The 13,587-nt window shown below is 69.4% G+C and carries 10 protein-coding genes; 6 read left to right on the top strand and 4 right to left on the bottom strand.

What is annotated here, in order from left to right; genetic code table 11:
- Positions 1–49: 49 nt before the first annotated feature.
- Both FK267_RS06760 and FK267_RS06755 read left to right on the top strand, forming a co-directional pair.
- Complete coding sequence (locus FK267_RS06760; protein ID WP_176746993.1) at positions 50–2,425, top strand: 6-phosphofructokinase; 2,376 nt, start codon at positions 50–52, stop codon at positions 2,423–2,425.
- 43 nt (positions 2,426–2,468) lie between these two features.
- Entirely contained in the window at positions 2,469–3,770 is a 1,302-nt protein-coding gene (locus tag FK267_RS06755; protein ID WP_141406728.1) for a chloride channel protein, read from the top strand.
- Between the two features lie 12 nt (positions 3,771–3,782).
- On the opposite strand, the gene FK267_RS06750 is transcribed toward FK267_RS06755, so the two are convergent.
- Positions 3,783–4,262, bottom strand: a complete 480-nt coding sequence (locus FK267_RS06750) for a hypothetical protein (RefSeq protein WP_141406727.1) — start codon at positions 4,260–4,262, stop codon at positions 3,783–3,785.
- 383 nt (positions 4,263–4,645) lie between these two features.
- Between FK267_RS06750 and FK267_RS06745 the strand changes: the two genes are divergently transcribed.
- Positions 4,646–5,512 carry a CPBP family intramembrane glutamic endopeptidase gene (locus FK267_RS06745; protein WP_141406726.1) on the top strand — a complete coding sequence of 289 codons (867 nt, stop codon included), beginning with the start codon at positions 4,646–4,648 and terminating at the stop codon, positions 5,510–5,512.
- Here FK267_RS06745 and FK267_RS06740 read toward each other — a convergent pair.
- Together FK267_RS06740 and FK267_RS06735 are read right to left on the bottom strand one after the other, a co-directional pair.
- Positions 5,502–6,149 (bottom strand): nitroreductase, encoded by a 648-nt coding sequence (locus FK267_RS06740; protein WP_141406725.1) that lies wholly within the window; start codon positions 6,147–6,149, stop codon positions 5,502–5,504. The two genes, FK267_RS06745 and FK267_RS06740, sit on opposite strands and share 11 nt — an antisense overlap.
- Positions 6,150–6,261: 112 nt before the next feature.
- The gene (locus tag FK267_RS06735; protein WP_141406724.1) at positions 6,262–8,130 is read right to left on the bottom strand and encodes an alpha-glucosidase; all 1,869 of its coding nucleotides are present in this window, start codon (positions 8,128–8,130) and stop codon (positions 6,262–6,264) included.
- 231 nt (positions 8,131–8,361) lie between these two features.
- On the opposite strand from FK267_RS06735, the gene FK267_RS06730 reads away from it, so the two are divergent.
- From FK267_RS06730 to FK267_RS06720, 3 genes are all read left to right on the top strand, one after another.
- Positions 8,362–10,896, top strand: coding sequence for a glycoside hydrolase family 31 protein (locus FK267_RS06730; protein WP_141406723.1), 2,535 nt, complete (start codon positions 8,362–8,364; stop codon positions 10,894–10,896).
- Between the two features lie 79 nt (positions 10,897–10,975).
- Positions 10,976–11,641 (top strand): sugar O-acetyltransferase, encoded by a 666-nt coding sequence (locus FK267_RS06725; RefSeq protein WP_141406722.1) that lies wholly within the window; start codon positions 10,976–10,978, stop codon positions 11,639–11,641.
- Positions 11,638–12,357, top strand: coding sequence for a nitroreductase (locus FK267_RS06720; protein ID WP_141406721.1), 720 nt, complete (start codon positions 11,638–11,640; stop codon positions 12,355–12,357). Before FK267_RS06725 ends, FK267_RS06720 begins: the two co-directional genes overlap by 4 nt.
- Before the next feature lie 147 nt (positions 12,358–12,504).
- On the opposite strand, the gene FK267_RS06715 is transcribed toward FK267_RS06720, so the two are convergent.
- Positions 12,505–13,500 (bottom strand): CPBP family intramembrane glutamic endopeptidase, encoded by a 996-nt coding sequence (locus FK267_RS06715; protein ID WP_141406720.1) that lies wholly within the window; start codon positions 13,498–13,500, stop codon positions 12,505–12,507.
- Positions 13,501–13,587: the final 87 nt, after the last annotated feature.

Genomic DNA, 13,587 nt, shown 5'->3' with positions numbered 1-13,587 from the left:
GCCGACGCCGGGAGCCAGGCCTACCGGCGCCCCCAGGGAAGGACCCCACATGCCAGCCGCCATGTCCTCAGACAACGCAGACACTGCCCCCTCCCCCACCGGCTCGTCGGCCGGCCCGCTGCTCGGCCTGGACGGCGAGCCCCTGCGCATCGGGGTCCTCACCTCCGGCGGTGACGCCCAGGGCATGAACGCGGCCGTGCGGGCCGTGGTGCGCACCGCCATCCGCCTGGGGGCCAGGCCCTACGCGGTCATGGAGGGCTGGGCCGGGGCCGTGGCCGGAGGCGACGGCATCCGCCCCCTGGAGTGGGACTCGGTGGGCTCCATCCTCCAGCGCGGCGGCACCATCATCGGCACCGCCCGCTCAGCCGAGTTCCGCGAGCGCGCAGGCCAGCTGGCGGCCGCCCGCAACCTGCTGGAGCACGGCATCGACCGGCTCGTGGTCATCGGCGGCGACGGCTCCCTGACCGGCACCAACGAGTTCCGCAAGAACTGGCCCTCCCTGCTGGAGGAGCTCGTCGAGACCGGTGACATCAGTGCGCAGACGGCCGCCGCCCATCCCGTCCTCATGGTGACCGGCCTGGTGGGCAGCATCGACAACGACCTGGTGGGCGCCGACATGACTATCGGCACCGACTCCGCCCTCCACCGCATCCTGGAGGCCATTGACGACATCTCCTCGACGGCCGCCTCCCACCAGCGCACCTTCGTCGTGGAGGTCATGGGCCGCCACTGCGGCTACCTGGCCCTTATGGCGGCTGTGGCCGGGGGCTGTGACTACGTCCTGGTCCCCGAGCTCCCCCCGGGCAAGGACTGGGAGGAGGACATGTGCTCCAAGCTCAAGGCGGGCCGAGAGGCCGGGCGCCGCGAGTCCATGGTGATCGTCGCCGAGGGCGCCACCGACCGCGAGGGCAACCGCATCACCGCCGACGACGTCCGCCAGGTCATCGCCGACAAGCTGGGTGAGGCCGCCCGCGTCACCATCCTGGGGCATGTCCAGCGCGGTGGCCGCCCCAGCGCCTACGACCGCTGGATGTCCACGCTGCTGGGCTGCGCTGCCGCCCGCGAGGTGGTGTCCATGGAGCCGGGCAGCGAGCCGGTCATCATCGCCGAGCGCCACAACCGCATCCACCGCCTGCCGATGATGGAGCAGATCGCGGCTACGCGCGCCGTCAAGGATCTCGTGGCCGCCCACGACTACCTCGGGGCGATCCAGGCCCGCGGGGCGAGCTTCGGCAGGATGCTCGAGCTGTTCGAAACCATGTCCACGCCTCCCGCCGAGCCGGCCACTGACGCGGGCTCGACGCCGTCGGCCTCCGACCGCCCCAAGCGGGTCGCCATCATCCACGCCGGCGGCCTGGCCCCGGGGATGAACACGGCGGCGCGCGCGGCCGTGCGCCTGGGCATCGACCACGACTTCACGATGCTGGGCGTCTACGGCGGCTTCCCCGGCCTGCTCGACGGCGACGTCCGCGAGCTGACGTGGGCCGACGTCGAGGGCTGGGTCGGTGACGGCGGCGCCCAGCTGGGCACGCGCCGCGAAGTGCCCACCATTGAGCAGCTCTACGCGCTGGGGCGGGCCATTGAGCTCCATGAGATCGACGCGCTGCTGGTCATCGGCGGCTACAACGCCTACCTGAGCGCCTACCGCCTAGTCACCGAGCGGGACCGCTACCCTGCCTTCCAGATCCCGATCGTGTGCGTGCCGGCCTCCATCGACAACAACCTGCCCGGCTCCGAGCTGAGCATCGGCACCGACACGGCTCTCAACAACGCGGTGGTGGCACTGGACTCCATCAAGCTTTCCGCGGCGGCCTCCCACCGCTGCTTCGTCGCCGAGGTCATGGGCCGCAAGTGCGGCTACCTGTCCCTGATGTCGGGCCTGGCCACCGGCGCGGAGAAGGTCTACCTCAACGAGGAGGGCATCACGCTGGCGGGCCTGGCCGCCGACTCCGAGCGGATGGTGGAGTCCTTCCGCTCGGGACGCAGCCTCTACCTGGTGATTCGCAACGAGCGGGCCAGTGTCAACTACACCACCGACGTCCTGGCCCACATCTTCGCCGAGGAAGGCAAGGGCCTCTACGACGTGCGCGAGGCGATCCTGGGTCACCAGCAGCAGGGCGGCAGCCCCACGGCCTTCGACCGGATCATGGCGACCAAGCTCGTCGCCCACTCCCTGGAGCTGCTGGCCTGCGCCCTCAAGCGCGGCGAGCCGACGGCCTCCTACGTGGGACTGGTTCGGGGCAAGGTCTCCGACCACCCGCTGGACCGTATGAACGACGACCTCGACCGCGACCACCGTCGCCCCCGTCACCAGTGGTGGCTGGGCCTGCGCCCCGCCGTGGGCCTGGTCAGCCAGGACATCGGGACCCTGACGCTTCAGGACGTGCCCGACTTCGGTGAGGCGGTCGACGACGCGGCCAGCTGACCCACTGGCCCCGGGAGCCGAGCGGCCGGGTATGGTGCCTGGCGTGCGCGCGCTGATACGACCCCGGTTCCTGGTGGCTGCCGCCGTGGCGGGCGTGGCCGCGGGTCTCATCGGAGTCGCGATGGCACTGCTCCTGGGGCTCTTCGAGTCACTGTTCTACGGCGTCACCCACGGCGGGCTCCTGGAACGCCTGGCTGCCGCCCCGCCCTGGCGGCGCGCGCTCGCCCCGGCCCTGGGCGGCCTTGTCGCAGGCAGCTTGTGGTGGTGGTTGCGCGCCACCGGCGGGGTGGCCGACGTGGAGTCTGCCGTCGCGGACCGCAGCGGTCAGGCGGCTGCCCGGATGGGGCTGGCGCGGCCCTTCCTCGACGCCGTCACCCAGGTCCTCACGGTCGGTGCGGGCAATTCGGTGGGCCGCGAGGGCGCTCCGCGTCTGGCCGCCGGGGCGGTGGCGGCCAGGCTTGCCGCCCGCCTGGGGATCGGCAGGAGTGAGGGCGCGATCCTCATTGCCTCCGCCGCCGGGGCGGGGCTGGCGGCTATGTACAACGCGCCGCTGGGTGGGGCCGCCTACGCCGTCGAGCTCGTCATGGTCGCCGGGATGCGACGGCGCGGTGCCCTCGTGGCGGTACCGGTGTGCCTCATCGCTACGCTCGTCTCCTGGCTGCACTCCCACGGGCGCCCCACCTTCGAGGTCGCCTCACCGGGTCTGTCGTCGGGGACCGTCCTCGGGCTGGTCCTGCTCGTTCCCGTGGCCGCGGTACTCGGCGTGGGGGCGAGGCGACTGTGGTCGTGGATGCTGGCGCACCGGGTGCGCGTCCCCCGGTGGCTGCCGGCGGCGATCGGTACCGCAGGACTGGTCACCGGGCTGGCGAGCCTGTGGGTCCCGGCGATCGTCGGCAATGGCCGTGACGCCATGGAGATGGCTCTGGGTACTGGCCTTCCCGGGGCCTCGAACAGCGCTGCGGGAGCGGGCCTAGTCCTGCTGGTGGGCATCGTGGCCCTCAAGCCGGTCCTCACCGGTCTCACGCTCGCCGCCGGCGCCACCGGCGGCCGGCTGGCCCCCTCCCTGGCCGCGGGCTCGAGCGCCGGAGCCGCCCTGGCGATCGCGCTCCACGCCTGCGGGGTGGAGGCCAGCGTGCCGGTCCTGGCACTGGCGGGGGCAGGTGCCGTCCTCGCCACCACTCAGAGGGCCCCCGTCTTCGGGATCGTCTTCACCTGGGAGCTGGCCCGCGCCGGAGCCTGGACGCTGGTGGCCCTGTTCGCCGTCGTCCTCGCCGCCACAGTGCTGACCGCACCAGCTTACTTCGGCAATTTAACTCGCGTGTTTCACAAACCACAGACAATATAGACACCATAACCCTTATTGCCGATTAGCGGCCACGATCATAAAACCTAAGGCCGCAAGAATTAAAAAAATAAAGCTTGATACTGACATAGGAATGGTGGCCGCCGCCCGTCGAAGCACCTCCGACAAGGCCGCCAATGCAGTCAACGCAAGCGCCCCACCAAATACAATACCACGAGCCAACCATGAATCCTCGTCCAGGGAGTAACGCCAAAACGCGCACAACAAGAGCGCAGCAAGAAGCAGATACACCCAAAACGCCGATCGTCCCGACTCAAGCCTGGAAACCCCCAGCCACACACAGAGGACTGCAACATACTGAGGGAGGACACGAGCAGAAATTGATAGCCAGGTAGGCCAATATATTTGTTTGAAATAAAAGGAAAGCCAGCAGGAAAAGCCCGCGAACACCAGCCCAACGATCGTCACAGCGAGTACCGCGCGCCAATCCCAGTCAACATAGTGATTGACGGCCACATCTTCGACATTAAACACTTACTCACACCTCAAATCTAATCGCTGAAAATACATGACCAAGAAACCAGCACCCCAAACACAACAAGACATCAATTCAGTTCCCAACGAATCGAAGTCGCGACCACAAAAGGAAGCGACCTTTAAGTCTGCATCAAAATAACATTCACCTCTCCAAGCAATACAACCACCGCACCAGGAAATCGCAGCCGCCTACAATCACACCCCACCCCCCTTTTCAATCTCCCTTAATCGGAACTGTAACACAAGTAGACAGTCCACATAAGCTCAGACTTAAGTCACTTATTCAACATTCTCAAATTAAACTAATAGGATTCTTGCTTCATTAATTTAATCGCACTAACATATCTGCGTCAGTAGATAATGTTGCCTATCGGAGCCTCATGCGCCGTCATCACGACAACGCCCCGCCTCGCCATGCCGCATCTCCTCGCCGCACGTGGCGCGCCGGTGACGGCACCGAGCGGCCGCCGACCTCGGGCGGCATCGTCGCCGTGTCGCTCGTTCTGATCTCCGGGTCCCCAGCGCTGGGCACCGCCCTGGCGCTCCTGAAGGGGCCGTGGATCCTCATGCTCGTCCTCCTTCACGTCGGCGGGCTCGCCCTGTGGTTCGGACTGTCCGGCCGAGACTGGCGCGACCTGTTGACCGGCGGCGGCATCCGCAGCAGAACCGTCCTGTTCGCCGCTGGCGCGCTGGGCGGAGTCGCCTTCGGCGGCCTGCACACCTGGATGGGGCCGACGGGTACCGGCCCGCTGTGGAAGCCGGAGATCACCGCCTCCACGGTGCTTCACGCACTGGTCTTCGCCCTGACAGTCGGCGTCGTCTACAACGCGGTCCCCGAGGAGATCACCCTCAGGCGCACCCTGTTCTCACCGATACACGAGCGCTTCGGGGCAACGGCTGCTGTGCTGATGACGACGGCGTCCTTCACCGCACTGCACCTGCCGACCTGGCTGACCTCCGACACCAGCCTCAAGGGCTACGCCTGGCAGATCCTCCACAAGGTGCTCTTCGGGCTGCTCGCCGGCTGGTCGGTGGTGCGGCTGCGGTCGGTGTTCTTCGCCCTGGGCCTGCACGTCAGCGGAAACGCGCTGGGACTGTTCATCGGCCAGCTCCAGAGCGAGAACCTGCCCGACTTCGAGATCTCGTGGCTCAACGCGGCGATCCTGCTCACCGGCGCGGCCGTGGCCGCTTCCCTCATCCTCCTCCTGGGCCGACGAGGCAAGCAGCCCTCTGCGCTCAGTCCTTGATCGTGAGGATCTCGTTGACGTCGACGCGGCTGGGGGCGAAGGCCGCCAGCGCCGAGTCTGCGGGATGGCCCAGCGCGATCCCGATCGCGACGATCTCATCGGCTCCGATCCCCATGGCCTCGCGCACCTCGTCCGGGTACATGACCAGGGCGTAGGCGTTGATAGCGCCAAGGCCCTTGTCGGCAGCCGCCAGGACGAGCATGGCGGAGAAGGCCCCGAGGTCGTGGAAGGACCACAGGGTGGATTCGACCGGGATCGTCACGTACAGGGCTGCCTGAGCGTTGAACAGCCGTCCTTGCGATGCCTGGAACTCCTGGACGCCATCACCCAGCTGCGCACCGATCTGCTCTCCGAGCGCGGCCATGTTCTCCTGGGTGGTCGCAGACCACTCTGTACGAGGCTTCACCGGGAGGTCGGCGTTTCCCTTCCTGCCGGCAGCGACGTCCGCAGCATGGCGCTTCTTGATCCCGGCCAGCGTGGCTCCCGTGGCCGCATAGACCCGCCAGGGCTGGGAGTTCACCCACGACGGCGCCTGCTGGGCGGTGCGGACAATGTCGACCAGATCCTCCCGGGAGACGGGCTGGTCGGTGAAGTCTCGTACCGAGTGACGATTGGCGACGACCTGGCTGAACTCCATGGTGCTCCCCTACTTCCGAAATCCGCGGGTGTGTCCACCGAGGCCAACGACCGGCCGGCCAGCACTATTCCAGTTGGGGCCGTCGGGTAGGCACAGAGCGCGTCCGACCTCCTCAGGCCCGACGGCGCAGCAGGACCGAGTCCCATCCCGGTAGCGCCTCCGGCAGGCCCGCGTGGGCAGAGCCGGGCTGGACGTCCGGGTCGGCGGCGCGCAGCACCTGCTCGACCCCGCTCCATTCCTCTAACTGCAGGCCCTCGGCCGCGAGCGCCGTCAGCAGGCCGCCCTGCCCGGTCAGGGGCAGGTCCTCGCGGGCGCACTGGGCGATGAGCAGCAGCTGCTCGATGCCGCCGCCCTGCGTCTCGGGGGCGCGCCACTGGCGCAGGATGACCCAGGCGGTGGGGTGGTCGGCGGCCAGGAGTCGGAAGGTGCCCAGGGCAAGGGCGTCGTCGTCGTGCCGCAGGGCGATGAGCTGGCGGTAGTGCTCGAAGACGCTGCCGGGCACTCCCACCTGGGCGGCGGCGTTGACGGTGCCGTGGTCGGGGGCCAGGGCGATCCAGGGCTCGCCGGTGGTGAACCCGGCCTTCTCGCTGCTGTCCCAGTGGACGGGGGTGCGGGCGTTGTCCCGGGAGACGGGGGCGATGCCGGCCAGGACGGCGGCCGGGTCGTCGCCGGCGCGCACGCGCTCGTGGAAGTGGTTGACGGACTCCAGGTCCCGGTAGTCATCGATGGAGCGGAAGACCGTGTTGGCCATGCCCAGCTCCTCGCCCTGGTAGATGTAGGGGGTGCCGCGGTGGGTGTGGAGGATCGTGGCGAGGGTCTTGGCCGAGCGGACACGCCAGGCGGGGTCGTCGTCGCCGAAGCGGGAGACGGCGCGGGGCTGGTCGTGGTTGTCCCAGTAGGTGGAGTTCCAGCCCTTCTCCGCGCTCACGGCGCCGGTGGGGGTCGTGGCGGGGGCGAGGGCGGCCTGCCAGTGGGCCAGGTTCTGCTTGAGGGTGACGAGCTCGAGGGGCTGGGGGTCGAACTTGCCTCCGGGCCCGTCGGTGAGGCAGACGTGCTCGAACTGGAAGACCATGTCGAGCTCGCCTCGGGCGGGGTCGGTGTAGAGGGCGGCCTCGGCGCTCGTAGCCCCGGGCATCTCCCCGACGGTGATGACATGACCGGGCCGCGGCGCGAGGACCTGCTGGTTCATCTCGTGCAGGAACTCGTGAATACGGGGGCCGTTGGCGACGGCGGCGAAGGCGTTGCCGTAGAGGTCGCCCTCGCCCTGGGGCGCGTCAGTGATCGGGTAGGTCTTGGAGATGAGGTTGATGACGTCCATGCGGAAGCCGTCGACGCCGCGGTCCAGCCACCAGGTCATCATCTCGTGGATGGCGCGGCGCACCTGCGGGTTCTCCCAGTTGAGGTCGGGCTGCTTGGGTGAGAAGAGGTGCAGGTAGAACTCCTGGGTGCCCTCGTCCCAGGCCCAGGCCGACCCGGAGAAGGCCGATCCCCAGTTGGTGGGCTCGGTGCCCGGCTGCCCGGGGGCGAGCCCGTCGACCTGCCGGGCGGGCCGCCAGATGTACCAGTCGCGCTTGGGGTCGTCCTTGGAGGAGCGACTGGCGGCGAACCAGGGGTGCTCGTCGCTGGTGTGGTTGACGACGAGGTCCATGACCAGGCGCATGCCGCGGCAGTGCAGTCCCTCGATGAGGGCGTCCAGGTCGGTCAGGGATCCGAAGAGGGGGTCGATGTCCTGGTAGTCGGAGATGTCGTAGCCGTTGTCGTCCTGAGGGGAGCGGTAGACGGGGCTGAGCCACACGACGTCGACACCCAGCTCGTCGAGGTGGTCCAGGCGGCTGGTCAGGCCGGGGATGTCACCGATCCCGTCGCCGTCGGAGTCGGCGAAGGAGCGGGGGTAGACCTGGTAGACGACGGCGCGGCGCCACCAGTCCGGGTCATCGCCGACGTGGTGGGCAGAGACGACGAGGGGTGCGGGAGAGGTCACGGGCGACTTCCTTCCTACCGGACAGGGGATGCGAGGAAAGTGGGGCGGGCCGGATGCGTGAGGGCCTTCCCCTGCTCCGCCGCCAGGGCTGACGGGGTCTTGCGGGCCGGTACCGATTGTGTCAGAAGCCGCCCGGGAGGAGGCCCGATTAAGATGAGTTCTCGCGCCTCACTCGGGGCGCCGCCTCTCCCACCGCTCCCCGTGACGACTCCTGCTGTGAAAGGCCAACCGTTGGTTTCTCCTCTCCGCGATGCCCCTGACACTCCGCGCCCGGCCGCCGCCCGCCCTGAGGCGGTCATCACCGGGACCTCGTCGGAGGAGTCCCGCTACCGGTTCACGGTGCTCACCTCTCGGCTCATCCGCATGGAGCACTCCCCCACGGGCGTCTTCACTGACGCCGCCACCCAGCTGGTCGTCAACCGCGACCTGGGTGAGACGCCGTCGTTCCGGGTGGTGCACGGCCAGGACCGCGTGGAGATCATCACCGAGCACCTGCACCTGACCCATGTGCCATCCCTGGGCTTCTCCCCCGCCGGGCTCAGTGTCAGGCTGCGTTCGACGGCGCTGCACGCCCACGGCGGCACCTGGCACCACGGCGACGTGTGGGACCCGGCCGAGACCTTCCCGACGAACCTGGGCGGCACCACCCGCACCCTTGATGAGGCCGACGGCGCCGTCGCCCTCGGTCCGGGCCTGCTGAGCCTCAACGGCATCACCGCCCTGGACGACTCGGCTTCGCTGCTGCTCACCCAGGACGAGTGGGTCCAGCCCCGCGAGCCCGGCAACCGCCTGGCCGACGGGGCGCAGGACCTCTACGTCTTCGGCTACGGTCAGGACTACCAGGAGGCGCTGCGGGACTTCTTCCGCCTCACCGGGCCCAGCCCCCTCATCCCACGGGCGCTGCTGGGCAACTGGTGGAGCCGCTACCACCCCTACAGCGACCAGGAGTACCTGGCGCTCATGGACCGCTTCGCCGCCGAGGAGCTGCCCTTCTCCGTGGCCGTCATCGACATGGACTGGCACGTCACCGACATCGACCCGGCGATCGGCACGGGTTGGACCGGCTACACCTGGAACCGGGAGCTGTTCTCGGACCCGGCGGCCTTCCTGGCCGGCCTGCACGAGCGGGGCATGCTCACCACGCTCAACGTGCACCCGGCCCAGGGGGTGCGCCGCCACGAGGAGGCCTATGAGGAGGTCTGCGCCGACCTGGGCCTGGATGCGAGCACCGGCGAGGACGTGCCCTTCAACATCGCCGACCGAGACTTCGTGGGCTCCTACCTCTCGCGCCTCCACCATCCCCTGGAGGATGAGGGCGTGGACTTCTGGTGGCTGGACTGGCAGCAGGGCGGGTCCACGACGGTTCCCGGACTGGATCCGCTGTGGATGCTCAACCACGTCCACTACCTCGACTCGGGCCGCGAGCGCCCGGCGGCCGACGGTGGTGTGGAGCGGCGCCGCCCGGTGACCTTCTCTCGCTTCGCCGACGCCTCGAGCCACCGCACCCCGGTGGGCTTCTCCGGGGACACGATCATCAGCTGGGACTCCCTGCGCTTCCAGCCGCGCTTCACAGCCACGGCCGCCAACATCGGCTACTTCTGGTGGTCCAATGACATCGGCGGGCACATGCTGGGCGGCAGCGACGACACGATGGCGGCGCGCTGGTTCCAGCTGGGCTGCTTCTCCCCCATCAACCGCCTGCACTCGTCGAACTCGGGCTTCACCTCGAAGGAGCCGTGGCGCTACTCGCGTGACGCGCGCGCCACGATGGAGGCGCACCTGCGGCTGCGTCACCGGCTGGTGCCCTACCTGTACACGTGGGCGCGCCGTTCGGCGGGTGAAGGCATCGCTCCGGTGCGTCCGGTCTACCACGACCACCCGCGTGAGCTGGCCGCCTACGAGCACCGGGGCAGCTTCTGCTTCGGGGACCTGCTGGTGGTGCCCTTCACCTCCCCGCTCGATGAGACCACGGGCCTGGGGCGGGAGCTGACCTGGCTGCCCGACGGGGTCTGGTACGACCTGCCCACGGGGCGCCGTTATGAGGCCACCACCGGCGGGCGCGGGCGCATGCTGAGCCTGTCGCGCCCCCTGGACCGGATCGGGGTGCTTGCCCGGGCCGGCTCCGTGATCCCTCTGGCCGGGAACCTGACGGAGGCGGCCGGGGACAATCCGCGCGAGCTGGAGATCGTCGTCGTGCCCGGGGGCTCGGGGAGCTTCACCCTGGAGGAGGACGACGGCTCGGCCCAGCCCGGGCAGGACCAGATCGCCCGCACCCACATGGCGCTGACCTGGCCCGAGGCCGAGGAGGAGGACGGCGCCGACGTGGTGCTGCGTATCCGCCTGGAGGGGGCGGCCGAGGTCGTGCCGGCCTCGCGGCTGGTGACGGTGCGACTCCTGGCCGGCCAGGTGGCCGGCGCCTGGCTGGGGGTGGGTGAGCGGGCGCGCCGGCTGGCCACCGAGGAGGTCAGCGGTGACGGCTTCACCCTGGGGGCCGGGACGCTGGTGCACCTGGAGGAGCTGAGCCGCCAGGAACTCATCGACGGCGTCCAGCTGGTCCTCCGCGGCACGAAGCACTCCCCAGCCGACTGGCGCGATGAGGTCCACGCAATCCTGGACGCCGCGCGCGTGGAGTACATGGCCAAGGACCTGGCTTGGGACGCGGTGCAGCGGGGCCTGAGCGGAACCGCCCTGCTGGGTGAGCTCGAGGCCCTGGGCCTGCCGGAGACGCTGCGGGCGGCCGTGGCCGAGGTGCTCCCCCACTCCTGAACAGGCTCTGAGCGCCGACTCCGGCGGGTCGGCTCGAACGGACCAACGGGCGCATCGGGCCGCCGCTAGGCTGCTGGGTATGAGTGAGACCCCCACCCCACGCTTCCCGGAGGCAGAGCCCTACTTCGAGGGCGACGAGCGCACCAACCGCGAGCGCATGCTCGCCGGTGACTGGTACGTCGCCGATGACCCCGATAACGCCAGGATCGCCGCCCACGCCCGCAAGATGCTCCACCGCTTCGAGCGGGCCTTCGCCGAGGGCGAGGAGAACTGCTGGGACCTGCTGCGCTCCGCGATCCCGGGGCTGGGCGACAAGGCACACCTGCTGCCGCCGGTGCGCGTGGACTACGGGGACAACATCGCCGTGGGTGAGGGGACCTTCGTCAACTACGGGCTCGTGGCCCTCGACGTCGCCCGGATCAGTATCGGCGCACACTGCCAGATCGGCCCGAACGTCCAGCTGCTCACGCCGGTCCACCCCCTGGAGCCGACGCCGCGCGCCTGCTCCCTGGAGGCGGCCGACCCCATCACGATCGGGGACAACGTGTGGCTGGGCGGCGGGGTCATCGTCTGCCCGGGTGTGACCATCGGGGACAACTGCGTCATCGGCGCGGGCTCGGTAGTCACCAAGGACATTCCCGCCAGCAGCCTGGCGGTGGGCAACCCGGCCCGGGTCCTGCGCCAGCTGGACGACTCCACCTTCGGCCCACGCCATCAGCACCCGTCTCAGGAGATGCCGCAATGAACCCCGAGACCTTTTCCGACCTGGCCGCTTCCCGGCACTCCGTGCGGGACTTCCGGGCCGATCCTGTACCGCCTGAGGTCATCGAGGAGATCTTGGAGGATGCCCGCCAGGCGCCGAGCTGGTCGAACACCCGCCCCTTCATGGTGGCGCTGGCCACCGGTGAGCAGACGGACCGCCTGCGGACGGCCTACGTCAAGGAGTTCGATACCATGCTCCCCGTCCAGCACAAGGAGCGCGGGGCGATGGCTCGCCTGGCCCTGAGCGGCAAGGCGCCCGACGGCGACTACCGGACCTGGGCGCCCTACCCCCCGGATCTGCTGCCCCACTCCCAGGCGGTCGGTGGCCGGCTGTACGCGCACATGGGTATCGGCCGCAAGGACCGCGAGGCCCGTGATGCGGCCGCCCGCCGCAACTGTGAGGCCTTCGGCGCCCCGGTCATCGGTTTCGTCCTGGTCCACGAGGGCCTTATGCCCTTCGCGGCGCTCGACGCCGGGATCATGTTGCAGACCCTGTTTCTGTCCGCCAAGGCCCACGGCGTCGATTCCTGCCCCCTGGGGGTCCTGGCTACCTGGCGCCGTCCCTTCGACGCCGAGTTCGAGGCTCCGTCGGACTACCGCCTCATCACGGGCTTCGCCCTGGGCTACGCCTCCGAGGCCCCGGTCAACGACTTCCGGGCCGAGCGGCGCCCCGTGCGCCTGGTGCCGAGCCGCAGCTGATCCGGTTGCGGTCGGCTCACGCCGTCACCGCCCGAGGTGCTCGACGTCGCGGTCGTACCTTGAGCCTCGCGTTCGAGGGGTAGAGGGTACGACCGCGCGCGCCATGGTACGAACACAAGGTGCTCCGTCCTGGTTTCGTGACGGATCCTAGGCCGGCTGCGTGCCGTCCAGTGCGGCCTGAGGCGGGCGGCGCCAGCAGGGCGGGACGACGAGCCCGCGCCGGCGGACCGCCAGCAGCATGGCCACACCGGCCGCGGTGCACAGCACGACCGCGACGACGGAGGCCTCGATCCCCATGACTCCACCGGTGAGCAGGTCGGGGCCGGTGAAGCGGGCCTCGATGAGTCCGCGTCCCGACCCGGTGCCGGAGATGTCGGAGCCGAAGATGCCGCCCTGGACGAAGTTCCAGGCGGCGTGCACCCCGATCGCCAGCCACAGGCGACGGGTGAGCAGGTAGCAGGCGCCCAGCAGGATGCCCGCCTCCAGTGCGATCGCCACCGCACCGAAGACGGTGGCTTGAGGGTTGCCGAGGTGAGCGGCCCCGAAGAACACCGCGGTGATGGCCAGCGCCCACCAGGTCCCCAGCCACCCCTCGATAAGGCGGAGCATGACACCTCTGACGAGGATCTCCTCGGTGAATCCGGCGACGATACCGGCTTGGAGGCCGACGAGGATCCCCGTGCTCCAACCGACGTCCACCACGTGATAGGAACCGAGCAGGGCCAGGACCGCGATGACGGCACCCATCAGCAGCGCACCCATGGCCAGGCCGGCCAGGAGCTCACGCAGTGCCGCCCCGCGCCCGCCCAGCTCGATGACGGGCCGGCCACCGACGAAGCGCACCAGCAGCCAGTACCCGAGCACGGTCAGGGGCACGGCACTGATCGCGACGATGAACGCGACACCCGGCCGGGCTACCGCCCCGCCCCCGTGTCGCACGAGTCCAGTCGCCGCCGCCAGCAGCCCGACGATCATCTGAGCGCCGAGGACGACCAGGATCCCCAGAAGGAGCTGGAGCCAGCCGAGGCGCTCCGCCTTTCGCGGAGGAATGCGCCACTGGGGACTGACCGGGACGAGCCGGTCCAGGAGGCGAGGAGCCTGCGGCTCCGCTGATGAAGTCGGGAAGGAGGCCGGGGCGTTCATGACCCCAGTGTTGCCCACCTGCCGGTCGCCACACCTCCCCCGCCAGGAGGAACCGGTGCCCACTGCCTTCAGCACGGTTTCCGATAC

Source organism: Actinomyces oris (assembly GCF_006546825.1).
In the GTDB taxonomy this organism is placed as follows: Bacteria; Actinomycetota; Actinomycetes; order Actinomycetales; family Actinomycetaceae; genus Actinomyces; species Actinomyces oris.
The sequence above is the reverse complement of the archived record's forward strand: the minus strand, read 5'-3'. Positions and strand labels throughout refer to the sequence as shown.

Excerpts from the sequence above, each read along its gene's own strand:
- FK267_RS06760 (WP_176746993.1), top strand. The coding sequence starts at position 50 with ATGCCAGCCGCCATGTCCTCAGACAACGCAGACACTGCCCCCTCCCCC.
- FK267_RS06745 (WP_141406726.1), top strand. The coding sequence starts at position 4,646 with ATGCGCCGTCATCACGACAACGCCCCGCCTCGCCATGCCGCATCTCCT.
- FK267_RS06740 (WP_141406725.1), bottom strand. The coding sequence starts at position 6,149 with ATGGAGTTCAGCCAGGTCGTCGCCAATCGTCACTCGGTACGAGACTTC.
- FK267_RS06725 (WP_141406722.1), top strand. The coding sequence starts at position 10,976 with ATGAGTGAGACCCCCACCCCACGCTTCCCGGAGGCAGAGCCCTACTTC.
- FK267_RS06720 (WP_141406721.1), top strand. The coding sequence starts at position 11,638 with ATGAACCCCGAGACCTTTTCCGACCTGGCCGCTTCCCGGCACTCCGTG.
- FK267_RS06715 (WP_141406720.1), bottom strand. The coding sequence starts at position 13,500 with ATGAACGCCCCGGCCTCCTTCCCGACTTCATCAGCGGAGCCGCAGGCT.